Genomic DNA, 25,139 nt, shown 5'->3' with positions numbered 1-25,139 from the left:
TTTTGGAGCCCCGGTATAACTTGATTAATTTTATTACCCCGGTTTATGTAGAATTGATGAAGATTGCTCTTGCCGACCCAATTGCAACAATACTTTTGCAGAAAAACATATTTTTTATTTAGATGTTTGCATCCAAAAGAATACCGTTTACGATGTTGAGTGAAAAAAATGGTGTAATTAAAGATTTAAAAGTGCTGCTTGTGGCGGCCTGTTATGTCTTTATAGCTGTTTCGCATGTTTTTTTGCTTCCCAAACTTACTCAACAGGCCAGCCGGCTGGGTTCTGGCCACAATTCTATTTTTAAAAGAAAACTCGATAATTTGGCGTTGAACGCTGTGCATTGGAATTTTATTCAGCGTACAGATAAGGTAGTGATTAATGATAAAAAATCGGTGATTGACCTACTGAAGGCTGTTATAAGCAGTTTTATCCTGCTTTTCTTTGCCCTGCAGATTTGGAAAATGCGGTCCAATTGGCAACGGCTTTCGCATGTTCTGTTTAGTAATTGCCGGTATTCATACCTTTCTTTCTGTTCCTTCCGCATTTGATGTGATGGCCTGTTTAGGGGCATTTGCCTAAGCTATCCTGCTTTAGGCATTCATTTAAATCTATTTAAATTATTTACCGGTACTAACCAGGTTTGCCACGTAGTGTTTTTACATGGTTTTCTTACGGCCCGATTGTACCGGTACATCAAATTCCAGGAAACTTATATGCAACTCATAAAACGAAATGTATTTATACTGACGGGCCTGCTCATCAGCCTGAATACTTTTGCACAACAAAATATAACACCTATTGGCCTTAAAACCCTGCTGAACCAGGTAAATGCCAATGCGCCAACGTTAATTACAGATTCGGCGGCAATAGGTATCCGCCAGGCGCAGGCAGCCGAAACACACAGCAATTGGCTGCCTAATTTAAAGCTTAATTACCAGGCCGATATTGGCACAAATAATAACGTAGCGGGGCCTTATTTGGGCTTCGGCATCATTCCATCCGATTCACGAGGCGTACGCACTACTAACAATACAACCGCTGTATCTGCCAATGTAGGCGTAGCTGCCCTGGATTGGGAAGTATATAATTTTGGCGCTTACGGTGCCCAAAATAAGGTGGCTAATTCCGATATCCGGGTGCAACAAAGCCAGTTTGCCAACTCAAAATATCAACTACAGGCTTATACCATCGGCAATTATTTACTGCTGATGAGGTTGCAAAACTTTTTGGATATCCAGTCACGAAACATCCAGCGAAATGTGGAGATTAGGCGATCTGTACAATCATTGGCCAAAAGCGGCGTAAGGGCAGGGGTAGATACCAGCATTGCCGAAGCCGAACTATCCAAAGCCAGGTTAAACTACATCGAACTGGCCAACCAGGTAAAACAGGTACAATTACAGCTTTCGGCAGTTAGTGGCTTACCATATCAATCTATTGTGCCAGATACCGCCGCCGAAACCGCGTTGATAGATCAGCCTGCATCATTACAGTCAATTGATCAGGATACCGTTAACCATCCGCTTATTAACTATTACAGATCGGTGTATCAAAACAGCCTGCAGCGGGAAAATCTGGTTAAAAAAAGCTATAATCCTAAAATTATGTTAGAGGGTGCCGTGTGGGGCAGGGGATCGAGCGTTGATGCTAATGATCATTTTAACAGCCTATCCACCGGTTGGGGTTTCGACCGCAACAATTATCTTGTGGGTGTGGGTATTAGCTATAATTTGTTCGACCTGCGCCGCAGGCTGCTAAAACTCCGCACCCAAAAGGCCGAAACCAGCTATAATGCTCAAAAGCTACAGGAGCAAAAACAACTGCTTGCAGTAAACGCCAACCAGGCCGATGTGGAGTTGGAAACCGCCCGCCAGCGCCTACAGGAAATTCCGCACCAGTTGAGGGCAGCTAATGACGGATACCGGCAAAAATTGTCGCTTTATAAAAACGGCCTTACCGATATCATTGAATTAAACGCGGCGCTCAATATCCTTTACCGTGCCGAAACCGATTACGCGCAGGCAAAATACAGTTATTCAAGCGCGTTGTTCCAAAAAGCAGTTACCGATAACCAGGTAAACGCAGTTTTAAACCTTTTAAAATAAGTAAATATGTCAATGGTCACATCCGCACTAAAAAGGCCTATTACCACGGTGGTTATCACCATGAGCCTTTTGCTTTTTGCAGTGCTTAGTGCAATAAAAATACCTATCGATATTTTCCCGCAGTTAAACCTGCCCACCATATATGTAATTGAATCGTACGGCGGCATGTCGCCACAGCAAATGGAGGGCTTTTTCTCCACCCGCCTGCAAGATCAGTTTCTGTATGTAAACGGGATAAAAAGCATCACCAGTAAAAACATCCAAGGTTTAACCCTCATCAAGCTCTCGTTTTATGAAACCACCAACATGGCCGAAGCATCGGCCCAGGTGGCTTTGCAGGTAAACAGGGCAACCGCTTTTTTTCCGCCGGGAGCATTGCCGCCGCAGGTAATCCGGTTTGATGCTTCCTCATTGCCCGTTGGCCAGCTGGTTTTCTCCAGCCCTACACGTAGCTTAAAAGATATTTATGATCTGGCTGCTACCAAAATACGGCCCATGTTTGCAACTATACCAGGGCTTTCGGCACCGCCGCCATTTGGTGCAAACGCGCGGTCAATTACAGTAAGTGTTGATCCCGATAAGCTGCGCAGTTACAATTTAACGCCAGATGAGGTGGTTGAAGCATTATCTAAATTTAATGTGATGTCGCCGTCGGGCAATCTCCGGTTAAATAACACCATGTTTTTAACCACCATGAACTCGCTGATTAAAAGCCCGGATAACTTTGGCGATATACCCGTAAAAACGCAAAACGGCGTACCCATATTTATAAAAGATGTAGCCCGGGTTGCTGATGCTGCCGATGTTACGGTTGATTATGCGCTTATTAACGGCAAGCGGTCGGTTTATATCCCTGTAGTAAAAACAGCCGATGCTTCTACCTGGACGGTAGTACAAACCCTTAAAAGTAAATTGCCCGAAATGCAAAGCCTGCTGCCGGATGACGTAAAGGTGAGCTATGCCTTTGATCAGTCGGTATTTGTGGTTAACGCGGTTAAAAGTTTGATGACCGAGGGTGGGCTGGGTGCCCTGCTTACAGGCTTAATGGTACTGCTGTTTTTGCGCGATTGGCGAAGCAGCCTTATTGTAGTAATAACCATCCCGGTTTCTATACTGATAGGAGTGTTATTATTGAGCCTGTTTGGGCAAACCATCAACATCATGACATTGAGCGGGCTGGCGCTGGCTATCGGTATCCTTGTAGACCAGGCCACGGTAACCATCGAAAATATCCACCAGCACCTGGAGATGGGTAAATCCAAAAAGCAGGCAATTTATGATGCCTGTGAAGAGATCTCGTTCCCGCTGCTGCTGATATTGTTGTGTATCCTGGCGGTATTCGCGCCATCGTTCATGATGTCGGGCGTGCCTAAAGCGATGTTTTTACCGCTTTCTTTGTCAATAGGTTTAACCATGATCGTATCGTACATACTTGCCCAAACAGGTGTGCCGATATTGAGTAACTGGCTTATTAAAGCCGAACGCTATCAACACTATCACCACGGGGAAGTACACGCCCATGCCGGCGAATCATTGGATGATAGGGAGGAAAAACAAGTCGAAAAACACCTGCAAAACGAGCAGGAGCATCCCGAAAACAACGACCTGTTTGAAAAGGTAAAGCTCTGGCTTATTAATGCCCTTAATAATTCTATGCCCCGAAAGCGGCTTATCGTGTCTGTTTATTTAGGCGTGGTTATCATTTTAGCAGGGTTATGCTTTGTTTTTATTGGTAAGGATATGATGCCAAAAATCAATAACGGGCAGTTTCAGATAAGGATTAAAGAGCCGGACGGCACCCGGTTGGAACGCACCGAGGATGCTTTTAAACAAGTATTGCAGGTTATCAACCAAACGGTAAATAACCGTGTAGAAATTACATCAGGATACGTGGGGCTAATACCCAGCAGCTACGGTACCAGTAACCTTTATATTTTTAATACAGGTACCCAGGAAGCCGTATTACAGGTAAACCTTGATGAAAAATACAAGGTGAATATGGATGAACTAAAAGATGCGCTGCGCAAAAACATCCATTATAAACTCCCCGAACTGCAAATAACCTTTGAGCCGATAGATATGACCGAAAAGATCATGAGCCAGGGGGCCTCATCGCCTATTGAAGTACAGGTAGCCGGTAAGGATATGCAGCAAATTGAAGGTTACGCCAATAAGGTAGTAACCAAGCTAAAGAATATCAGTTATTTGCGCGACGTACAAATAGAGCAACCTTTAAAGTTCCCGGTAATAAAGATCACTTTGGATAGGTTAAAAGCGGCTCAGTTAGGGTTGAATATTAAAGATATTGCCCGCTCGGTTACGGCAAGTACATCGTCCAGCCGTTTTACTGATAAAAACTTGTGGCTTGATGAAAAAGGCGCCTATACCTACCAGGTGCAGGTGCAAATTCCCGAGTATGTTATGAACACGATGGATCAGCTTAAGGAGGTGCCGCTGGTAAAAGGGCAAAGCAGCCCGGTTTTAAGCGATATAGCCACATTTACTACAACCTATGTTCCTGGCGAGTATGACAGGGCCGGGCCCAGGCGGTTTTTGACTATCAGCGCCAACATTTATAAAACCGATTTGGGTACTGCCACTACAGATGTGCAAAAAGCGCTGAACTCGATAGGCGCACCGCCAAAAGGGTTGATTGCCAGCATGGGAGGAATGTCGACCCTGTTAACAGATACATTGGGCAGTTTACAAAACGGACTAATGCTTGCCATTGTAGTTATCTTTTTATTGTTGGCTGCCAACTATCAGTCTTTTAAAGTATCGCTTGCCGTACTATCAACAGTGCCGGCCGTTATTTTGGGATCGTTGCTGATGTTGCTGCTTACAGGATCGACCTTAAACCTCCAATCATATATGGGGATGATCATGTCGACGGGGGTATCCGTGGCCAATGCCATTTTGATTGTAACGAATGCCGAAAAATTGCGGATTGATTATAAGGATGCTAAAAAAGCGGCTATAACCAGTGCATCTATCCGGTTGCGGCCCATCCTGATGACCAGCCTGGCCATGATAGCAGGTATGATCCCTATGGCTTCGGGCATGGGCGAGGCAGGCGAGCAGTCGGCACCTTTAGGGCGTGCGGTTATTGGTGGTTTGTTTGCATCAACCCTTGCGGCCTTATTCATTTTGCCCCAGGTATTTGCGTGGGTACAGCAAAAAACAGATTTTTTATCGCCTTCGCTAATGCCTGGTGAAACCGACGAACAATCAGCTAAAATAACAGAACCAGAAACCTCCATAGTTTAAAATCATGAAATTTCAATCAATTATATTAATAGCAGCCGTAAGCCTATTTGCTGCATGCGGTGGCAATCAAAAGCCGGTAGATATTTCGGCCCCGGCTGCAAAAAGTAAAGCGGTCACCGAAACAGGTATTGTAACCGAAAAAGCCTTGTCAAGTAACGCCCGCCTGCCTGGCCAGCTTAAGCCTTACAACGAAGTAAATATTTTCCCGAAGGTAAACGGCTTCGTGAAAAATATGTATGTAGATAGGGGTACCATTGTAAAAAAAGGACAATTATTGGTCACCCTTGAGGCACCCGAAATGGAATCGCAGCTACAGGCAGCCAATTCAAGGTATCTGCAAGCACAGGAAAATGCCGTTGCCAGTAAAGAAAAATACCAGCGGTTAAAGGAAGCCGCCAAAGAGCCCGGTTCGGTATCGCCGCTTGACCTGGATAACGCCTCGGCCAAAATGAGGGCCGATGAAGCCATGGCAAAATCAGAACAATCCAACGTGGCATCGGTACGTACCATGCAGGATTATTTGAATATAAGGGCACCGTTTGATGGAATGATTGTTCAGCGTAATGTGTCGCCGGGTGCGCTTGTTTCACCGGGTAAAGGGACAGACCAACCAATGTTAATCTTACAGGATATTAGCAAATTGCGTTTAGAGGTTTTTATCCCCGAAGATTATGTAGATAAGGTAGATTTAACCAAACCGGTAAATTTTACCTACAACGCCATGCCTGGTACACAGCAAACTGCAAGGATCAGCCGGTCGGCAAATGCGTTGGGCAGTATGCGGTCTGAGGCCATTGAGATAGACGTTCAGAACAAAAACGGCAACCTGAAACCGGGTATGTATGCCGAGGTGCATATCCCGATGTTATCGGGTGCCAAATCATTGCTGGTGCCTAACCAGGCCATCGTCCGGTCGACAGAGCGGGAATATGTAATTGTGGTAAAAGATGGCAAGGCCCAATTGCAGGATATTAAAGAAGGGCTTTCACGTAATGATTCGACAGAAGTATTTGGTAATTTAAAAGCCGGCGATACAATTGTAAAACACGCCAGGGACGAGATGCGACAAGGAGATGCGATAAATTAATAGTTGCTCATTAAACCTTGCCAGGTTTCTAAAACGTCGTAACATTTAAAAAGCCATGCAGAAAATCAACTGCATGGCTTTTGTCCATTAAGGACATCTTTCCCCCTTAAAAGTAGTTATACGTTTATTTTGCCTTCAATCGAATCATCGAAGGTTTTGCCTATAGCCGCGCCGGCCAGCATTTTTACAAAAGCTATGGCATTGCCATGCTTGTTGTCCCAGTAATAGCTTTCGGTAGGTTCAACTTTTATTACCGAGATGCGCGGGTCATCGATGCCATCGGTGAACCATACCTTTAGTATTGGTTCCCAAAGCTCTTTAATTTTTTCCTTGTCTTCGCTCACGGTGGCTATACCATAAACATTCAGGAAATCGGAATGTGCAGATCCCTGGAATAACAGATGGACCATAGGGTCCTTCTGCAGATCTTCATTCTTGTGGCTGTCATTGGCACTCAGAAACCAAAGGTTGCCCTCGTCATCCACTTGTTGAACAGACATCGGGCGAACATTTGCCGGGATACCGGTTTTAATATTGGTTAAAAAGAAGCAGCTTTTAGCGCTATCGACCATGTCTTTTAATTTAGCTATGGCCTCTGGTCCGCCAAGGTCCTGATAATTATCTTCTGGTTGTTGTTGATTAATGCTATCCATTATTTAAAGTTTTTGTTGGTAAATGTTATAGAATAACCAATCAAAATCTTTATTGTGTTAATAAAATTAACTTTTAGGATAAAGTTGTGAGTTGTGAGTTGTGAGTTGTGAGTTGTGAGTTGTGAGTTGTGAGTTGTGAGTTGTGAGTTGTGAGTTGTGAGTTGTGAGTTGTGAGTTGTGAGTTGTGAGTGGTGAGTTGTGAGTTGTGAGTTGTGAGTGGTGAGTTGTGAGTGGTGAGTGGTGAGTGGTGAGTGGAATTATGTTAAATAGATAAAACAATATTTGTGAAACCGACTTTCCGTATGACCCAATGACCCAATGACCCAATGACCCAATGACCCAATGACCCAATGACCCAATGACCCAATGACCCAATGACCCAATGACCCAATGACCCAATGACATTATGCAAACACCACCATCCTATCCGGATACCGTGTAGCATAGCTGGATACGATGTTTTTGATGTAGTCATTGCCCGGGTAGGGGGTCAGGTAGTTTTTGAGTTGCTGCACGTTATTAGCATCAAAATAGTGCGAGATGTATCCCATTCCGTAAAACTGGCCTTTTTCAACCAAAATACAGCTGTGTTCATCGCCGGTACGGCCTTCATCGCGAATGGCGTAGGTAGGCAGGGCAAGTTTAAGCTGGTCAATAGCGTTGTTAACCTTTTTGTTATAGTCCTCTACAGATTCAACACCTTCGCAGGCACACTGGCTGCCGGCGGCACCGGTACATGGGGCCGTGTTGGTTTGTATAAAGCAAAGCTTGGGGCATAGGCCAAAAGCTTCTATCAGTTTGTTAAGCAGATTATAACCATCCAGCAATGAGTTGCAGGTATAAATAACATCGCTGAATTTGCGGCGTTTATCAACCGCCAGCCTGGTATAGCCGCGCTGATCTTCAAAAGCATACAGGCAATAGGCGTTTTCAAAGCGTTTTAACGACCGGTTGTATTTTGGCCACAGGCGTTTAATCTCGATGGCCTCCAGTACAAAAGCAATCAGCTCGGTGCCGCAAACCTGGTAGCTTACCTGGTGAATATTGCGTAAAAACTCCTGCCGTTGCAGGCCCGGGTTATTTCCGGTAAAATGGCTGCTTACCCGTTTCTTGATGTTTTTGGCTTTGCCTACATAAATCACTTTCCCTTTTTGGTCATGAAAATAATATACGCCCGGCGAGTATGGCAATTGCTCCACATCTTTTTTGGGCAGGTTGGCGGGCAATACCTGTTCTTTTGAATTTTGCTTAAGTGCCTGTTTAATATGGCCTTCGGTATCGCTGTTTATTAACAGGGTAAATAATTCGGCCGTGGCTTCGGCATCGCCGGCGGCGCGGTGGCGGGCTTCGTTATCTATACCTAAATGGCGGCATAGGCGGCCAAGGCTATAGGATGGCAGGCCGGGCAATATTTTACGGCCCAGGCGTACGGTACAAAGCTTGTTCAGTTGTAAATCGTATCCGGCGGCGGCCAGGTGGTAGCGCACAAATGAATAATCAAAATTTACATTATGCGCTACGAAGATTTTGCCGTGTATCAAATGGTAAATATCAGCCGCAACATCCTCAAAGGGCGGGGCGCTTTGTACCATCTCGTTGGTAATACCTGTTAAGGCGCTGATATATATGGGTATTTCGCGTTGGGGGTTAACCAGGGTTTGAAAACGTTTTACAACTTTTTTACCATCATGTATGCATATGGCAATTTCTGTAATGCCATTGGCGCTGGCATGCCCCCCGGTAGTCTCGATATCAACAATTGCATACATATTTCAAATGTAATACAAGTTTGCTAATTATTTTAGTGTTATTTTATTTTTTAGTCGGGAAGATGGAAAGTCCAAAAGACGGGAAGTCCGAAAGATGGAAGTTCGAAAGTCCGAAAGTAGGGAAGACGGACAAGATTATAAACCTCTCAGTTAATATCAACCTCTCTATTAAATGGATGATTAAGCTTTCTCTTCAGCCGTTTCTACGGCAAGTCTTCTGTCAACCTTTTGGATATCCTCGTTTTGGTAATCTTTTTCAATCAGCCCGTCGCGCATACGCACAATGCGGTGGGCATGCTTGGCAATATCTTCTTCGTGGGTTACCAGTATAATGGTATTGCCTTTGGCATGGATATCTTCCAGCAGGCCCATAATTTCAATAGAGGTTTTGGTATCCAGGTTACCGGTTGGTTCATCGGCCAGTATAATAGAGGGGTCGTTAATAAGAGCCCGCGCCACGGCCACACGCTGACGCTGACCACCAGAAAGCTCATTTGGTTTATGGTCAACCCTATGCTCCAAACCAACATTTTTAAGGGCGGCGTTTGCGCGTTCGGTACGTTTTTCCTTACTGATGCCTGCGTAAATTAAGGGCAGGGCAACGTTATCAAGGGCGGTATTACGGGGCAATAGGTTAAACGTTTGGAAAACGAAACCAATCTCTGAGTTACGCACTTCTGCCAACTCATTATCGGTCATGTGGCTTACATTTATTCCGTTCAAAATATACACGCCCTTAGTTGGGGTATCCAGGCAGCCCAGGATATTCATCAGCGTTGATTTGCCGGAACCTGACGGGCCCATCAAAGCCACAAATTCGCCTTTATTTATGGTTAACGACACCGATTTAAGCGCGTGAATAACTTCGCTACCTATCACGTACTTACGTCCAATCTCGTTTATGGTAATTAAAGGCTTGTCTTTTAATGGCTCCATGAATGTTTTTTTATTTGGACTGTTGATAGGGGCGGAATGTTACAAGCTTTTTGTTTTTATTAGTTGGGAAGTCAGAAAGTCCGGAAGTCCGAAAGACCGGAAGTCCGGAAGTTTTTGTTAAGCGGTAAAGTTTGAAAGTGTTGTTTCACTTACTTTCCGTCTTTCGGACTTCCGGACTTTCCACTTCTTAAAAAATTACTTCTCAATCACCTTAGCCACCAAAAAGTAGTCTTTATCGTGCTTAGGAGCGTTTTCAAGTGCTTCTTCGTGGGTTATTTCTTGTTTTACCACATCCTCGCGCAATATGTTGGCCCCATCGGTCATGTAAATAAGCGGTTCTACGCCGGTGGTGTCCAGTTCGTTCAGTTTGGCCATAAAATCAAGGATTTTGCTCATATCCTGTATCATGTCCTGCTTTTCGCTCTCGCTTAGCTCTAAGCGGGCCAGGTGGGCAACTTTTTCAACTGTTTCTTTATCTATGGTCATGCCGTTTGCAGTTTGTTTTTTATAATTTCAAATACCTCATCGCGTAGCGCATCGGCATCATCCAGTGTTAAATGGGCCGTTTCAATGGGTTTATGTACAAATATATTACAAATTCCGGGTCTGCTGCCATATTCTTTGCCGGTATCCCAAAGCACTTTCCAGGTATCCAGGGATGATATGGGCAAAATGGGTACTTTCATTTCAATTGCCAGCCTGAACGGGCCGTTCTTAAAACTATGCAACTCGGGCGGATAGTCTTTCGGGATAGTGGCTTCGGGGAAAATAACAACGCTTACCCCGTTTTTAATACGCTCTGCAGCAGTTTTAAATGCCCGGAATGACGACATTTTACTTTCCCTGTTAACCGTAACATCAATGGTCTTAAAAAAATAGCCAAGTACATAATTGTTCAGCAATTCTTCTTTCCCCATAAAACAAATATTGTTTTTAAGGATGGTATTTATGGCCGATACATCAAGGTTTGATGTGTGGTTGCCGCATATTACATAAGTTTTTTTCCAATCCAGCGGCTCTTCGAAAGTAGCGCTGTAAAAAATTCCCGAAATGCTCGAACTCAAAAAAATAATAAGTCGCCGCATTTGGTTAATGTACCGGTATCTACTGGTTTTTTGCCTGAGTATATATAAAACCGGGTAACAAAGGGTGAAAAAGACGGCTATGCTATACCTATAAAATTTGGTATGGATCCTTTTCAGTGTTAATTTCATGTTCCCCAAATGTAAAAAAAATACTGGTTTCAGAAAGCTTAAAGCTTAATGTGAAAGGCCTAAAGCTAAAATTTTCATGTTAACTTCATTTGCAGGTCTCAATAAATTTCAAGCGATTGGGTGTGATTTTTCGGTTGCGGCCAGCTTTTGTTGGATGATGGCGTAAACGTCATCGCGCAAGGCATCGGCACCGGCAATTGTAAGGTTACTGGTATCTATGGGTTTATGTACGTAAAAATGGCAAATGCCTGGCCTGCTGCCATATTTGGTGCCGGTATCCCAAAGTATTTGCCAGGTGTTTACAGATGTTACCGGGATGATGGGTATTTTATGTTCAATAGCCAGGCGAAACGGTCCGCTTTTAAATTCACACAATTGGGGCGGATAATGATCTGAGATCATTCCTTCAGGAAAGATAATCAACGAAACTCCTTCCTGTAACTTTTCGGAGGCTTTTTTAAAAGCCCGGAAAGACGACATTTTACTTTCACGGTTAACCGGGATATCAACCGAGCGGAAGAATATACCGGTTACCAAACCATTTTCCAGTTCCTGCTTGCCCATGAAGCTGCAGTTGCTATTTACCAGAATGCACATGGCCGAAATATCGAGGTTGGAGGTATGATTCGGGCAAATGATATAAGGTTTGCTCCAGTCAACAGGCTCTTCATATTCAAAATTATAGAAGATGCCTACCATGGCCGAACTGATATACCCCCAGGCCCGGCGCAGTTTGTTCATGCTATGGTACCGGGAGGGTTTTTTAGAAAAATATTTAAAAAAAGGCCATAATAAAAAGTAGGAAAGCGCTACACTCAATACGTATAAATAGATGTGCACTTTTTTCAATATCATTTTCATCGCCATCAAAAATAGAAAAATTCCTTACTTTCGCCACCTATGGAAACTGTTGTTAGTGGCATCCGTTCGACCGGAAATTTGCACTTAGGAAACTATTACGGGGCTTTGCAGAACTTTATAAAAATGCAGAATGAATATAACTGCTTTTTTTTTATTGCCGATTTGCATTCGTTAACCACGCACCCAACCCCCGCCAACCTGCATAGTAATGTAAAACAGGTTTTGGTGGAGTATCTTGCCGCGGGTATCGACCCTGAAAAGGCTACTATTTACGTACAATCAGATGTGCCCGAGATTAGCGAGCTATATTTATATTTAAACATGAATGCCTACCTGGGCGAACTGGAACGCGCTACATCGTTTAAAGACAAAGTACGCGCCAATCCCGATAATGTGAACGCTGGCCTGCTTACCTACCCGGTATTAATGGCGGCAGATATCATTATCCATAAAGCAACCAAAGTTCCAGTTGGTAAAGATCAGGAACAACACCTGGAAATGGCCCGTACCTTTGGTAACCGTTTTAACCGGCTGTACAACCACGATTATTTTCCCGAGCCTTACGCCTTTAATTACAGCAGCAACCTGGTAAAAATTCCGGGGCTTGATGGTAAGGGTAAAATGGGCAAATCAGAAGGGGAGGGCAATGCCATTTTCCTTTGCGATACCCCCGAAGCCATCAAAAAGAAGGTAATGCGTGCTGTTACCGATGGCGGGCCAACAACCGAAAATCAGACCAAACCCCAGGAAATTCAAAACCTGTTTGATTTGATGAAGGTAGTATCATCTGCCGATACCGTTGCCCATTTTGACGATTTGTATAACAAAATGACTATCCGTTACGGCGATCTTAAAAAACAGCTTACCGAGGATATGATCATTGCCACGGCGCCCATCCGCGAGCGGATAAACGCGATTGCAGGCGATGCCGATTATTTAAGAAAAGTGGCCGCCATGGGCGAAGAGAAAGCCCGCGCAAGCGCCTCAAAAACCATCAGGGAAGTACGGGAAATTATAGGATTTAAGAAATTTTAAGTTGTCAGAATCAGAATTTGCAGAATTTTGAAATTATCAGAATTGAGTTGTAAAAGATTTTTATAATTCTGACAATTCTGTAAATTAGGAAAATTCTGATTCAGACAAATTCATTATCAACTAAAAAATGCATATAGCTATTGTAGGAAATATTGGCGCCGGTAAAACCACGCTGACTGAAATGCTGGCCCATAACTACGGCTGGGAACCACTTTTTGAAGCCGTAGACAATAACCCCTACCTGGAAGATTTTTACAGCGACATGAAACGCTGGAGTTTTAACCTGCAAATTTATTTCCTGAACAGCCGTTACCGCCAGATCATCGATATCCAGAAAACCGGCCGCAATATTTTACAGGACCGTACCATTTATGAAGATGCCTACATATTTGCCGAAAACCTGCACGATATGGGGCTGATGACCACCCGCGATTATCAAAACTATGAATCGATATTTGAGAATATTACCGAGTTTATAAAGCCGCCCGATTTGCTGGTTTACCTTAAAGCATCGGTACCAACACTGGTAAGCAACATCCAGCGCCGTGGCCGCGAGTATGAAATAGGCATCCGCCTGGATTACTTGTCAAAACTAAACGAGAAGTACGATAAATGGATCAAAAACTATAAACTGGGCAAATTGCTGATCCTTGATAAAGACAACCTCGATTTCGCCAATAATACCGAAGATATGGCAACCATAGTTCAGTTGATTGAACGGGAAATTAATGGGCTGTTTTAGGTCGCATTGAGTTATTATATGAAAAAGTTGAATCTCATTTTGCTGCTGCCCTTACTTGTTGGCTGTGTGTCGATGATTGACGACTTAAAGGTGTTGGATTTGAATGTATTTAAAATCACAATTCCTGGTAGCTGGAAATATATCAAAGAACAAGGTGATGATTCGTTTATAGGAAAAATCGTTATTCCTGCATCTAATACAATTCTTCAGTTTGATTTTAGCAACAATGGCTACACAAATAGCCTGTTGCCAACAGAACAGGAATATTTGAAAAAGCAAGAGTGGAAAAAAGACGAATATTTTTATAAACCAGGGGTAACCTATACGGCTGATTTTAATGTTAAAAACGAAAGAGCGGCGCAAATGAAGAAGTTGGGTACTACTGATTCAACAAAGGTGCATGTAGAGGCCGATCCGAGCTATGAAACAAAAACAAATGTTCATTTACCTACACAGGCTCAAAGGATAAAATATTTAAATGCCGACTACGTTGCCGACCTTACTTTTAGGGATAGCACCATTCATGTGCCGATAGAAATACCACTGGAAATAAAAGCTCATAATATTCAAGTTGATAGTACGGATAAATACGTTGTTAATACTATTTGGCCAAAAAATCCCGGTACGGGGATTACGGAAATATATTTTAAAGGCCGTTCATCGCGTTTAACTTTTAATATAGTCGGTATTAATCTTTCAAAAAAAGACCAAGACCTGGCCTTGCAAGCCTTCAAAACCATTGTAATCAAATGAAAATCCTTGGTATAATTCCCGCACGCTACGCATCCTCCCGATTTCCGGGAAAGCCTTTAGTTGATATTGCCGGTAAAAGCATGATTCAAAGGGTGTATGAGCAGGCTAAGAAATGCGTTAATGTTGCCGAGGTAATAGTGGCTACCGACGATAATCGCATATTTGACCATGTACAAGCCTTTGGCGGCGTTGCGGTTATGACGGCCGACTACCATCAAAGCGGTACCGACCGTTGTGCCGAAGTTGCCTCCTTACATCCTGAATACGATGTGATAATCAACATACAGGGCGATGAACCGTACATCGACCCGGAACAAATTACTAAGCTTGCCGCCTGCTTTAACGATGCCGGTACCCAAATAGCTACGCTGATAAAAAAGATACTGACCAGGGAGGAATTGTTTAACTACAACTCACCCAAAGTGGTTATCAATAAACTATCCGAGGCGGTTTATTTTTCGCGCGCCACGCTGCCACACATTCGCGGACAGGAGCCCGACAACTGGCTGGAGTTTTATACTTATTTTAAACACATAGGCATTTATGGTTACCGGGCAGATGTGTTGCAGAAGATTACCAAACTCCCCATCTCGGGCCTCGAGAAAGCCGAAAGCCTTGAACAACTGCGTTGGATTGAGAATGGCTACCGCATAAAAGTTGCCGAAACGGAGCTGGAAACCCACGCTGTTGATGTGCCGGCTGATTTGGAAAAATTGAATTTGTTTAAATAACTAAATAGCTAAGCAGGCGAAAAACTTACGAAGTTTTGAAAACTTCGTAAGTTTTTCGCCTGCATTTGGTGGGCAAGTACTCCTTCAGCCTTAGGCTTTTCGCTTTCAGCTTTCTATCTGTTTTCCAGCACAGCAAACTTACTCCCGTAATCATTTAACTCGGCCTGGAATTGTTTATGCAACCCGGTTTCGTTGTATGCTTTGGTGGTTTCTGCCAATCCGTTCAATACATACAGCTGAAATTGTACTTCGCCAGCATTAAGGGCCTCGGGCTTGTCTTTTAATAGGGTGTAATTATAGGCAAGCTGGTCGGTAAGGTAATTGCTTATGCCTTTGACATAGCGGTTGGCCAGCTCCTTGTCGTTGAGTTTATAGGCTAATTGGGCCAACAGCAGCTTACGATGAGCGGTATCAATGTTGGGGTTAATGTCGGGCATTTCCTGGTCAAACTTATGCAGGGCATTTAGGGCCAGGTCGCTGCGGCCATCTTTAATCAAGCCTTGGGCAAGGTCGTGAAAGGTGGTTTCCAGGTAAGGGTAAAACTGGGTTTTGCTTACATCGTCAAGGTAGCGGGCATGTTTAAAATTACCGTATTTAAACTTGTTCATTACGTTGTTGTACATCACCAGGCTGTTTACCTTGCCTAACTGGTCGTGCACTGCTGTATCGGCCTTAAATGGAATGAGGCGGTAGGTAAAACCTTCTTTATACAGGTAAGGCTGCATTCCCATCATATATTCAGGAGCTACACCGATGGTGAAACATACCGGGCGTTTCCAATCGTTATTTGCCAGCAGGTCTATTATGGCCAGTTTATCTTTGTATAGGTAATCGCCAGGATATGTCCACTCCATGCTGTTGGTCAGCTTAGCCTTTTGTTGCGGGGGTACCACGCCGTTTTTTACCAGCTCATCCGGATCTACTTTAAGTTTAAAGTTTTTGGTGGGCAGGTAGTTCATGCTTTCGCCGCTTTGGTATTGTACTTTGGTGCGTTCATCGTCTGATGTAATAAAATCAAATACCTCTTTTACATCAACAGAACCAGGTATTTTGGCATCATTATAAGCCATAAAATCGCGTACGCCCTGTTTATATTTGTCAAAAGGCATGGTAATGGGCAACGGGGCCGATTGGTTCATGGGCTTTTGCATCTGGCGGATGTACCAATCGCCGCTAAACAGGCTGGTACAAACTATACGCACATCGGGCCTTACGCCTTCAACTTCCTGATCGTACCAAAGGGAGTAGGTGTCATTATCGCCATTGGTAAACAGGATAGCATTTTTGGGGCACGAGATCAGAAAATTATACGCCATATCATGTGCCGTCATCTTGGTCGACCGGTCATGATCGCCCCATTCCTGCCTGGCCATTAAAACAGGGGCAACAAGCAAGCAAACAGCCACCGAAGCAAAAGCAGCTCCCTTTGCATTTACTTTTCGCCGTATAAAATCATTAATAGCCAGCACGCCCAGGCCTATCCAGATGGCAAAGGCGTAAAAGGAGCCTACGTACGAGTAATCGCGTTCGCGGGGCTGTATGTTGGCCTGGTTAACATATAATACAATGGCCAGGCCCGTAAAAAACCACAGCAGGGCAATAACTATAGCATCGGCTTTTTTGCGTTTAATGTGGTAGGCCATGCCCAATAAGCCAACAACCAAAGGCAAGGCATATAGAGGAGTATAGGTATTGGAGCTGGTTATCGATTTTGGCAGGTGTTTGCTGCCATCAAACCAGCCCGATGTCCAGTTACCATCTATTGATACTGCGCTGGTTTGGCCGTCGGCATCATTGTAGCGGCCAACAAAATTCCATAAAAAGTAGCGCCAGTACATCTGGTACATTTGCCAGCTTAGCATCCACTTCATGTTATCGGCAAAAGTGGGGCTTTGCCCCTCGGCTAATTGCAACCATTGTTTGTAAAACTGTACGTTTTGGGCATATTGCGGATCGCCCTGCGTACTGTGCATACGTGGCATAAGTGTGTTATGATCGTACGTGTTGATGAGTTTTTTGCCGCTTACTTCGTACCGTTCGGCGCCCTTGCGGTAAAGGTTTTTACCTTCCTGCTGGTCGGTAAGTTTGGCGTCAAAGTAAGGGCCGTAAAGCAGCGGCGTTTCACCATACTGTATACGGCCAAGATAATCGTTAAGTGTAAAAGCATTGTCCGGGTGCGAGTTATTCAGATCTGTATTGGCGGTAGCCCGGATAGGGATATAAAAAAATGATCCGTAACCAAAGTAAATGAAGGCAAGGCAAATCAGCGCCAGGTTTAGCGCCGGTTTTTTATGGCGAATGCTATACCGGATACCCAGGGCTAATGAAGCTACAATCAGCATTACAAAACACATGGCGCCACTGCCAAAACCCAGGCCCAGGGAATTCACAAAAAACAGGTCGGAGTAAGCGGCCAATTTGATGGTGTATTCCCTGATGCCATACTGTACCAAACCAAGTAATACGATGCTGAGCAAAAATACCACGATGCCGCTTTTTACAGTTGGGTTTTTATACCTGCGGAAATAATACACCATGGTAATAGCCGGGATGGTTAACAGGTTAAGCAGGTGGATGCCTATGGATAAGCCCATGACGTAGGCTATTAAAACTATCCATTTATCGGTGCCGCGTTCATCAGCATGTGCCTCCCATTTTAAAATGGCCCAGAATACTACAGCTGTACAAAGCGAGGACAGGGCGAATACAATGGTCTCTACCGCCGAAAACCAAAAGGTATCGGTATAAGCAAAGGCTAATGAACCAACCAGGCCGGCCCCCATTATCGCAATCAGTTGTGATGATGTGATTGTTTCGCCTTTTGCGATAAGCAGCTTTTTGGCCAGTGCGGTAATTGTCCAGAACAAAAACATTACCGTGGCAGCGCTTGCAAGGGCCGAACCGAGGTTGGTAAAATAAGGTACTTTGGTTTTATCGCCCATGGATAGCAGCGAAAATACTTTACCCAGCATGGCAAACATGGGGTAACCTGGCTGGTGCGATACCTGCAGGCGGTAGGCGCAGGCTATAAACTCGCCGCAATCCCAAAAGCTAACTGATGGCTCGAGGGTTAAAATATAGGTTGTAAGGGCAATTACGAGGCAAAGCCAGCCCAGCAGATTGTTGATTTTGTTGTACTGCATTATTAATAAGGTTGTAATTGTTTTATCATACGTGAATGCGGTACAATTTCGAAGTAAAATATCAGAACGCCATGAGTATTAACATCTGCTTAACATCTTTTAACAAAATTTAACTTATTGATTTTGAGTGAGTAGGTAAGGATGGCTTACCGTATAACCCTGTAATTAATCACCGATAAATTAGAGGCAAAAACAACAACAACATTATCAAATTTAAAACGTACAAAGAATATTAGCCGATTTAACAAATACCCAATATCTGGGCGATAAAATGGCTGGTTAACCAATAAGAAAGCGACCTAATAATCATCAATTAATAAACCGTAGCTTTTCAGTAAATCGCTCAGGTATTTAATGTTTTTGGCCGTTATTACTCCTTCTTTTGTTTAAATTAAAAAAAATACACCGGGATAAACCTTTTCAGTCATGAGAACCAGACAGCATCATTTTATCAACAATAAGTGGATTGATCTCAATGCCGATAGTGAATTTGAGGAGGCAAAATGCCAGCTTGTGCTTGTATTTGGCGCCACCCAGCTAATTATGGTGCCGGCTGTGTATGAGTATCTGAAAATAAAATATCCCGTTGCCGATATTGTTTTTTCCTCAACTTCGGGCGAGATACTGGACAGCGAGGTATATGACGATAGTATTGTAGTTACCGCCATCGAGTTTGAAAAATCAAACATAAGTTGTGCTACAACCCACGTAAGCAATCAAACCAGCAGCTTTGAAACGGGTGCTTACCTGATGTCGCAGCTGGATAAAAATGGCTTGAAATGTGTGTTCATTATTTCCGATGGTACGTTTATTAACGGTAGCGACCTGGTGGCTGGTTTTAATAGCGATAACCTTAATAATGTGCCGGTAACAGGTGGCCTGGCGGGCGATGCGGCCAGGTTTAACAGCACGTTTACCAGCCTTAACAATATACCGGCGCAAGGTAATGTAACCGCTATTGGTTTTTACGGCGATAATTTGGTTATCAGCCACGGTTCAAATGGGGGATGGGATGAGTTTGGCCCGCAACGTACTATAACCAAATCTGATAAAAATGTATTGTTCGAGATTGATAACAAGAGTGCGCTTGACCTTTACAAAGAATATCTTGGCGAATATGTAAAAGAGTTGCCGGGATCGGCCCTGTTGTTTCCGTTATCATTAAGCATACCAGGGTCTGATAAAAAGTTAGTACGTACAATTTTGAGTGTTAACGAACAGGAAAAATCCATGACCTTTGCAGGTAACCTGCCAGAGGGGAGCCACGTGCGGCTGATGAAAGCCAACTTTGATAAGCTGATAAATGCATCGTCAACTGCGGCAACAGATGCTTCGGATAGGGCGGCGGCCACTAATCTTGCCATTATGGTGAGCTGCGTAGGTCGTAAACTGGTGCTTAACGAGCGTACCGACGAGGAATTAATGGTGGCTAAACAGGTTTTTGGCGACAAAACGGTGATTGCAGGCTTTTACTCCTACGGCGAGTTATCCCCATTGAACAAAGGCTCAAATTGCGAACTGCACAATCAAACCATGACCATTACCACTTTTACTGAGAACTAATTTATGGACTACCATTACCTGTTAGCCAAGCAAATAAAAAAAATGCTGCCGGCCCAATACCTGCAGGATGATGCTATTTTGCAATTTTTGAGCGCCGTAAATAATAGTTTTAAGAACTTTGAAAAATCCATAAAGCTTGCAGATCACGCGTTCAACATCAGCGAACGTGAGTATTTGGCTGCAACCGATGATCTTAAGCAACAAAACGAGATCAAAAAAAGATCAATACAGCAATTAAAGGAAGCCATAAAAGCGCTTAATCCCGATGTCGAGCTAAACCTTTCCGATTCGGATGATGACCTGATCCACATCATCAGCTTTTTACAGGAGCGGATAACCAAGGCCAAGGAACTGGAAGTAGAGCTTATTCAATCAAAAGAACTTGCCGAAAAAGCTGCCATGGCCAAAGCTCAGTTTTTGAGCATCATGAGCCATGAAATACGTACGCCGATGAACGCTGTAATAGGCTTTACGCATTTACTCATACACCAGGACCCTAAACCCGAGCAAAAAGAATTTTTGGGTTTTTTAAAATTTTCGGCCGAAAACCTATTGGTGTTGATTAATGATATATTGGATTTTAGCAAAATTGAGGCTGGTAAAGTTGAATTTGAACAGGTCGATTTCAGCGTAATCGAACTGATTAAAAATACCCGTCTATCGTTGCTGCAAAAAGCAAACGAAAAAAATATCCAGATTAAACTGATGATGGACCACGACCTGCCCAATGCTATTATAGGCGACCCGGTACGGTTGGGGCAGATATTAACCAATTTGATAAGCAATGCCGTGAAATTTACCAATAAAGGAAAGGTCACCATTACAGCCACAATGGCCGGTAACGACGGCGAAAACTCAACTATTGATTTTGAAGTTGCTGATACCGGTATTGGAATTATGCCCGATAAAATTGACCATATTTTTGATAGCTTTAACCAGGCCAGTACCGATACTACCCGCAAATATGGAGGCACAGGATTGGGTCTAACAATTACAAAACGCCTTTTGCAATTATTAGGTACTGATATTAAACTGAAAAGTGAATTTGGCGTTGGATCTGTTTTTAGCTTTAGCCTGGTGTTTAAAAACAGCAAAAAGCACCTAAGTAGTACATCAGACAGCGACGAATTTTATGCGCTAAAAAGCCTGAAAGGTACCAGGCTGCTGATAGCCGAGGATAACCAGATTAATGTAATATTGGCTAAACATTTTATGAAGCAATGGGATGTAGAATGCGACGTAGCCGAGAATGGCGAAATTGCACTGATGCTGGTACAAACCCGTGATTACGATATGGTGCTGATGGATTTACAGATGCCCGAGATGGATGGCTACCAAACCACCACGGCAATACGCAACTTAGAGGGCGAGAAATATAAAAACCTGCCCATTATAGCGCTTACCGCTTCGGCCATGCTGGATATACAGGATATGGCATTTACCGTTGGGATGAATGACTACGTGAGCAAACCATTTAATCCTAACGAACTTCACCGCAAAATAGCTTTGTACAGTAAGCATCAGACAATAATTTAACTATTTGTCATTTCATTAAGTTGCATATTTGTAATTATCTCAATAATAAAATGTTATAAATCCGGGTGTTTACTAAATATCAAGATTTGGCCGTTTTTTCTCAACAAGTACACCAAAGCCTGAAAATTTTCTTACTTTTGTATCCCGTACACAAACATTTGGTTTCGGCACAAAACCGCGGCCATTTTTCAAAAAAATCATGACTAAATATATTTTTGTTACGGGTGGCGTTACCTCGTCGTTAGGAAAAGGTATTATCTCAGCCTCATTAGCCAAATTACTTCAATCGCGCGGTTATCGTGTCACAATCCAAAAGTTTGACCCCTATATCAATATTGATCCGGGAACGTTAAACCCATACGAGCATGGCGAATGCTACGTAACCGAGGATGGCGCCGAAACAGACTTAGACCTTGGTCATTACGAACGCTTTTTAAATACCCCAACATCAAAAGCAAATAACATTACTACCGGCCGTATTTATCAAAATGTGATCAATAAAGAGCGTGAAGGTGCTTTTTTAGGTAAAACGGTACAAGTGGTACCACACATTACCGACGAAATTAAACGCAATTTCCGCATTCTTGGCGAAAGCGGTGATTATGATATCGTGATTACCGAACTGGGTGGTACTGTGGGAGACATCGAATCATTGCCTTATATCGAGGCGGTACGCCAGTTCAGGTGGGAGATAGGCTCTGGTAACTCATTGGTTATTCACCTTACTTTGGTCCCTTTCCTTGCTGCCGCAGGCGAGTTGAAAACCAAGCCAACGCAGCACTCAGTAAAAATGCTGCTTGAATACGGTATCCAGCCGGATATTTTGGTTTGCCGCACCGAGCATCACCTGAATATGGATATCCGTAAAAAAATCGCGCTTTTCTGTAACGTAAATATTAACGCGGTTATTGAATCTATTGATGCCTCAACTATTTACGATGTGCCTTTGCTGATGCTGAAAGAGCAACTGGATAAAACAGTACTTACCAAATTAAAATTATCGCACAAAAATGAACCGAGCCTGGATAACTGGAAAGATTTCCTGGGCCGCTTAAAAAATCCTACCGCAGATGTACGCATTGCCCTGGTAGGCAAATATGTAGAGTTACCGGATGCCTATAAATCCATCACCGAAGCGTTCATTCACGCGGGCGCTGCCAAAGAGTGTAAGGTAAGGGTTGAATATATACCATCAGAAAGCCTGACGCCCGAAAACGCAATCGAAAAGCTTAAAGGCATGCACGGTGTGCTGGTTGCCCCTGGTTTTGGCGAACGTGGTTTTGAAGGTAAAATTGAAGCTATCCGTTATGTACGCGAAAACAACATACCTTTCTTTGGTATTTGTTTGGGCATGCAATGCGCGGTTGTTGAGTTTGGCCGCAATGTTTTGGGCCTTGAAAATGCCAACAGCACCGAGATGAACCCCGACACCAGGCACCCTGTTATTGGAATGATGGAAGATCAAAAAAACATCACCAATAAAGGAGGCACCATGCGCCTGGGGGCCTATGCCTGCGAATTAAAAAAGGGCAGTAAGGCTGCTGCTATATATGGTAAAACCAGTATATCCGAAAGGCACCGTCACCGTTACGAGTTTAATAACGTGTACTTGAAACAGTACGAAGCAGCCGGTTTGATACCTTCTGGAATTAACCCCGAGAATAACCTGGTGGAGGTTGTAGAGTTAAAAAATCACCCGTTTTTTGTTGGCTCGCAATTTCATCCCGAATTAAAATCAACAGTTGCAAATCCGCACCCACTTTTTATTAACTTTGTCGCCGCTTCACTGGCTTATGCCCGTAAGAAATAAGTAATTGTACGATACAATATAATGGATAAAAATACTTTCACAGGATTATTCCTGATTATGGCTATCATAGCCGGCTCAATTTATTTTTTAAAGCCGAATGAAGCCGAATTGAAAAAAGAGCGCCTGGTGCAACACCAGGATTCGGTAAAAAAGGGCTTGCTTAATAAAACAAATACGCCTGTGGCCGCTAAGTTTGATACCGCTAAAGCCGTGGTTAAAACTGTGGCCGATTCTGCAACTTTAAAAAGCCCCTTCGGCGCGGCATCTGTAGGCAGCGAGAAGCTTATCACTATAGAAAACCAGGAATTATTAGTTAAACTGAATACCAAAGGTGGTAAAGTAGCATCTGTTGAGTTAAAAAATTATAAAACCTTTGATAAAAAGCCGCTGGTATTGTTTAGTGGCGATAAAGATCATTTTGGTTTAAACTTTAACGTTGGCGCTAAAAATATCAATACCGACGAGTATTATTTTACCCCAAGTGGAACCGATTTAAAAGTAGCCGAAAAAGATTCGGCTTCCATTACCCTGCGTTTAAGCTACAGTCCAACACAGTATATTGATTATGTATACAGCTTGAAAGGTACCGGTTTTAAATTAGGCCTTACCATTAAGCCAACCGGCCTTGACGGCGTTATGGCCAATAGCAGCAACCTTAACCTGAACTGGGCCGCCAGCCTGCACAAACAGGAAAAAGATATGAAACAGGAACGCCAGTATACAACTGTTTACTACTATAATACAGATGGCGATGTTGATTATTTGAGCGAGACCAAGGACGACCAAAAAGAGGTTAGTGATAAAAAGATGACCTGGGTTGCTTTTAAACAGCATTTTTTCTCTGATGCGCTGGTGGCTAAAAATGGGATAAGCAAATCAAATTTTGCAGCAGTAACCGATGTAGCCGATACTACGGATGTAAGGCAGATGAAAGCCGATTTAACTTTAGTGCGCTTGGCCGATGGCAGCGTTCCCCTGGAGTTTTATTTTGGTCCTAACCGCTATTCAACGCTTAAGGCACAGGGCTCAGATTTACAAAAATTGGTTAACCTGGGCTGGGGGCCGTTAAAATATATCAACCAGTTTGCTGTGTTGCCGTTGTTTAACTTCCTGAACCAATTTAACTGGAACTATGGGTTAATCATTTTGATACTGACAATTGCCCTTAAGCTGGTATTATCGCCGCTTACTTACAAATCATACCTGTCGATGGCTAAAATGCGTGTGCTGAAGCCCGAGATGGATGAAATAAAGGCAAAGGTAGGAGAGGATAACCCAACACTTTTACAACAGGAATACCTTAAGCTTTACAAAAAAGCGGGAGTAAACCCATTGGGTGGCTGTTTGCCGTTAGTGATACAGATGCCAATTGTTATCGCCTTTTTTAAGTTTTTCCCAAGCTTATTTGAACTGCGCGGACAAAGCTTTTTATGGATGCATGATTTATCAACGTATGATTCGGTAATTAAATTTGCCCCCATTATGGGTGTCGACCACATCAGTTTGATGTGTTTGCTGATGACCATTTCTACATTGATATACACTTATTTTAATAACCAGATATCGGGGGCTACCGGGCAAATGAAATATATCGGCTACATTACGCCGCTTATATTCCTGATTACCTTGAATAGCTATCCTTCAGGTTTGAATTATTACTACTTCCTGGCCAACATGCTTACATTTTTACAGCAATACCTGATTAAATTCATGGTTGATGATAAAAAAATTCATGCCCAAATCCAGGAAAACAAAAAGAAACCTGAGGAAAAGAAAAAGAAATCAGGTTTCCAGGCCCGTATGGAAGAGATGATGAAAAATCAACAACAAGCTAAGAAATAGTTTTTTGTACGAAAGATTAAACTGTCAGATATCCCGGGAGGTTCGCCTTTCGGGATATTTTGCGTTTGATGGGTGGGAAGTGTCAATTGTGT

General features: G+C 43.3%; 18 protein-coding genes. 11 read left to right on the top strand and 7 right to left on the bottom strand.

Annotated features, from left to right (window positions below; all coding sequences use genetic code 11):
• Positions 1-713 precede the first annotated feature (713 nt).
• From ACFGVS_RS09505 to ACFGVS_RS09495, 3 genes are read left to right on the top strand one after another with little or no spacing between them, the layout of a single operon-like run.
• Positions 714-2,105 (top strand): TolC family protein, encoded by a 1,392-nt coding sequence (locus tag ACFGVS_RS09505; protein ID WP_439698435.1) that lies wholly within the window; start codon positions 714-716, stop codon positions 2,103-2,105.
• A 6-nt stretch (positions 2,106-2,111) separates the two neighbouring features.
• Positions 2,112-5,372, top strand: coding sequence for an efflux RND transporter permease subunit (locus ACFGVS_RS09500; RefSeq protein ID WP_439698434.1), 3,261 nt, complete (start codon positions 2,112-2,114; stop codon positions 5,370-5,372).
• Positions 5,373-5,376: 4 nt separating this feature from the next.
• The gene (locus tag ACFGVS_RS09495) at positions 5,377-6,459 is read left to right on the top strand and encodes an efflux RND transporter periplasmic adaptor subunit (protein WP_439698433.1); all 1,083 of its coding nucleotides are present in this window, start codon (positions 5,377-5,379) and stop codon (positions 6,457-6,459) included.
• 116 nt (positions 6,460-6,575) lie between these two features.
• On the opposite strand, the gene ACFGVS_RS09490 is transcribed toward ACFGVS_RS09495, so the two are convergent.
• The 6 genes from ACFGVS_RS09490 to ACFGVS_RS09465 all read right to left on the bottom strand — a co-directional run bounded on the left by ACFGVS_RS09490 (position 6,576) and on the right by ACFGVS_RS09465 (position 11,772).
• Positions 6,576-7,112, bottom strand: a complete 537-nt coding sequence (locus ACFGVS_RS09490) for a pyridoxamine 5'-phosphate oxidase family protein (protein WP_090646118.1) — start codon at positions 7,110-7,112, stop codon at positions 6,576-6,578.
• 404 nt (positions 7,113-7,516) lie between these two features.
• Positions 7,517-8,881: an exonuclease domain-containing protein gene (locus ACFGVS_RS09485; protein ID WP_439698432.1), complete on the bottom strand. Its 1,365-nt coding sequence runs from the start codon at positions 8,879-8,881 to the stop codon at positions 7,517-7,519.
• A 180-nt stretch (positions 8,882-9,061) separates the two neighbouring features.
• Positions 9,062-9,817 carry an ABC transporter ATP-binding protein gene (locus ACFGVS_RS09480; protein ID WP_090652042.1) on the bottom strand — a complete coding sequence of 252 codons (756 nt, stop codon included), beginning with the start codon at positions 9,815-9,817 and terminating at the stop codon, positions 9,062-9,064.
• A 195-nt stretch (positions 9,818-10,012) separates the two neighbouring features.
• On the bottom strand, positions 10,013-10,303 hold the full coding sequence (gene gatC / locus ACFGVS_RS09475) for an Asp-tRNA(Asn)/Glu-tRNA(Gln) amidotransferase subunit GatC (RefSeq protein ID WP_439698431.1): 291 nt from the start codon (positions 10,301-10,303) through the stop codon (positions 10,013-10,015).
• Positions 10,300-10,902: a lysophospholipid acyltransferase family protein gene (locus ACFGVS_RS09470; RefSeq protein ID WP_439698430.1), complete on the bottom strand. Its 603-nt coding sequence runs from the start codon at positions 10,900-10,902 to the stop codon at positions 10,300-10,302. Before ACFGVS_RS09470 ends, gatC begins: the two co-directional genes overlap by 4 nt.
• A gap of 237 nt (positions 10,903-11,139) precedes the next feature.
• Positions 11,140-11,772: a lysophospholipid acyltransferase family protein gene (locus ACFGVS_RS09465; RefSeq protein ID WP_439698429.1), complete on the bottom strand. Its 633-nt coding sequence runs from the start codon at positions 11,770-11,772 to the stop codon at positions 11,140-11,142.
• A 159-nt stretch (positions 11,773-11,931) separates the two neighbouring features.
• On the opposite strand from ACFGVS_RS09465, the gene trpS reads away from it, so the two are divergent.
• From trpS to kdsB, 4 genes are all read left to right on the top strand, one after another.
• Entirely contained in the window at positions 11,932-12,927 is a 996-nt protein-coding gene (gene trpS / locus ACFGVS_RS09460) for a tryptophan--tRNA ligase (protein WP_439698428.1), read from the top strand.
• Between the two features lie 127 nt (positions 12,928-13,054).
• Positions 13,055-13,669, top strand: a complete 615-nt coding sequence (locus ACFGVS_RS09455; protein ID WP_090652037.1) for a deoxynucleoside kinase — start codon at positions 13,055-13,057, stop codon at positions 13,667-13,669.
• A 99-nt stretch (positions 13,670-13,768) separates the two neighbouring features.
• Entirely contained in the window at positions 13,769-14,422 is a 654-nt protein-coding gene (locus ACFGVS_RS09450; protein ID WP_439698427.1) for a hypothetical protein, read from the top strand.
• A complete protein-coding gene (gene kdsB / locus ACFGVS_RS09445) occupies positions 14,419-15,153 on the top strand; it encodes a 3-deoxy-manno-octulosonate cytidylyltransferase (RefSeq protein ID WP_439698426.1) in 735 nt (244 codons plus the stop codon). Before ACFGVS_RS09450 ends, kdsB begins: the two co-directional genes overlap by 4 nt.
• 113 nt (positions 15,154-15,266) lie before the next feature.
• Here kdsB and ACFGVS_RS09440 read toward each other — a convergent pair whose 3' ends face one another.
• Entirely contained in the window at positions 15,267-18,296 is a 3,030-nt protein-coding gene (locus tag ACFGVS_RS09440) for a glycosyltransferase family 117 protein (RefSeq protein ID WP_439698425.1), read from the bottom strand.
• Between the two features lie 426 nt (positions 18,297-18,722).
• Between ACFGVS_RS09440 and ACFGVS_RS09435 the strand changes: the two genes are divergently transcribed.
• The 4 genes from ACFGVS_RS09435 (at position 18,723) to yidC (ending at position 25,047) form a co-directional block, all read left to right on the top strand.
• Positions 18,723-19,859, top strand: coding sequence for an FIST signal transduction protein (locus tag ACFGVS_RS09435; protein ID WP_439698424.1), 1,137 nt, complete (start codon positions 18,723-18,725; stop codon positions 19,857-19,859).
• A gap of 3 nt (positions 19,860-19,862) precedes the next feature.
• The gene (locus tag ACFGVS_RS09430; protein ID WP_439698423.1) at positions 19,863-21,395 is read left to right on the top strand and encodes a response regulator; all 1,533 of its coding nucleotides are present in this window, start codon (positions 19,863-19,865) and stop codon (positions 21,393-21,395) included.
• A gap of 199 nt (positions 21,396-21,594) precedes the next feature.
• Positions 21,595-23,205 (top strand): CTP synthase, encoded by a 1,611-nt coding sequence (locus tag ACFGVS_RS09425; RefSeq protein WP_439698422.1) that lies wholly within the window; start codon positions 21,595-21,597, stop codon positions 23,203-23,205.
• Positions 23,206-23,226: 21 nt separating this feature from the next.
• A complete protein-coding gene (gene yidC / locus ACFGVS_RS09420) occupies positions 23,227-25,047 on the top strand; it encodes a membrane protein insertase YidC (RefSeq protein WP_439698421.1) in 1,821 nt (606 codons plus the stop codon).
• Positions 25,048-25,139: the final 92 nt, after the last annotated feature.

This window comes from Mucilaginibacter sediminis, assembly GCF_051903035.1.
GTDB lineage: Bacteria > Bacteroidota > Bacteroidia > Sphingobacteriales > Sphingobacteriaceae > Mucilaginibacter.
Note: the sequence above shows the minus strand (reverse complement) of the source record. Positions and strands in the feature narration are given on the sequence as shown.

What these genes read in the sequence shown, in the direction of transcription:
- ACFGVS_RS09490 (WP_090646118.1), bottom strand. Translation starts at nt 7,112, where the DNA reads ATGGATAGCATTAATCAACAACAACCAGAAGATAATTATCAGGACCTT.
- yidC (WP_439698421.1), top strand. Translation starts at nt 23,227, where the DNA reads ATGGATAAAAATACTTTCACAGGATTATTCCTGATTATGGCTATCATA.
- ACFGVS_RS09465 (WP_439698429.1), bottom strand. Translation starts at nt 11,772, where the DNA reads ATGAACAAACTGCGCCGGGCCTGGGGGTATATCAGTTCGGCCATGGTA.
- ACFGVS_RS09435 (WP_439698424.1), top strand. Translation starts at nt 18,723, where the DNA reads ATGAGAACCAGACAGCATCATTTTATCAACAATAAGTGGATTGATCTC.
- ACFGVS_RS09495 (WP_439698433.1), top strand. Translation starts at nt 5,377, where the DNA reads ATGAAATTTCAATCAATTATATTAATAGCAGCCGTAAGCCTATTTGCT.
- ACFGVS_RS09440 (WP_439698425.1), bottom strand. Translation starts at nt 18,296, where the DNA reads ATGCAGTACAACAAAATCAACAATCTGCTGGGCTGGCTTTGCCTCGTA.
- trpS (WP_439698428.1), top strand. Translation starts at nt 11,932, where the DNA reads ATGGAAACTGTTGTTAGTGGCATCCGTTCGACCGGAAATTTGCACTTA.
- ACFGVS_RS09470 (WP_439698430.1), bottom strand. Translation starts at nt 10,902, where the DNA reads ATGCGGCGACTTATTATTTTTTTGAGTTCGAGCATTTCGGGAATTTTT.
- gatC (WP_439698431.1), bottom strand. Translation starts at nt 10,303, where the DNA reads ATGACCATAGATAAAGAAACAGTTGAAAAAGTTGCCCACCTGGCCCGC.
- ACFGVS_RS09480 (WP_090652042.1), bottom strand. Translation starts at nt 9,817, where the DNA reads ATGGAGCCATTAAAAGACAAGCCTTTAATTACCATAAACGAGATTGGA.
- ACFGVS_RS09505 (WP_439698435.1), top strand. Translation starts at nt 714, where the DNA reads ATGCAACTCATAAAACGAAATGTATTTATACTGACGGGCCTGCTCATC.
- kdsB (WP_439698426.1), top strand. Translation starts at nt 14,419, where the DNA reads ATGAAAATCCTTGGTATAATTCCCGCACGCTACGCATCCTCCCGATTT.
- ACFGVS_RS09455 (WP_090652037.1), top strand. Translation starts at nt 13,055, where the DNA reads ATGCATATAGCTATTGTAGGAAATATTGGCGCCGGTAAAACCACGCTG.
- ACFGVS_RS09500 (WP_439698434.1), top strand. Translation starts at nt 2,112, where the DNA reads ATGTCAATGGTCACATCCGCACTAAAAAGGCCTATTACCACGGTGGTT.
- ACFGVS_RS09485 (WP_439698432.1), bottom strand. Translation starts at nt 8,881, where the DNA reads ATGTATGCAATTGTTGATATCGAGACTACCGGGGGGCATGCCAGCGCC.
- ACFGVS_RS09430 (WP_439698423.1), top strand. Translation starts at nt 19,863, where the DNA reads ATGGACTACCATTACCTGTTAGCCAAGCAAATAAAAAAAATGCTGCCG.
- ACFGVS_RS09425 (WP_439698422.1), top strand. Translation starts at nt 21,595, where the DNA reads ATGACTAAATATATTTTTGTTACGGGTGGCGTTACCTCGTCGTTAGGA.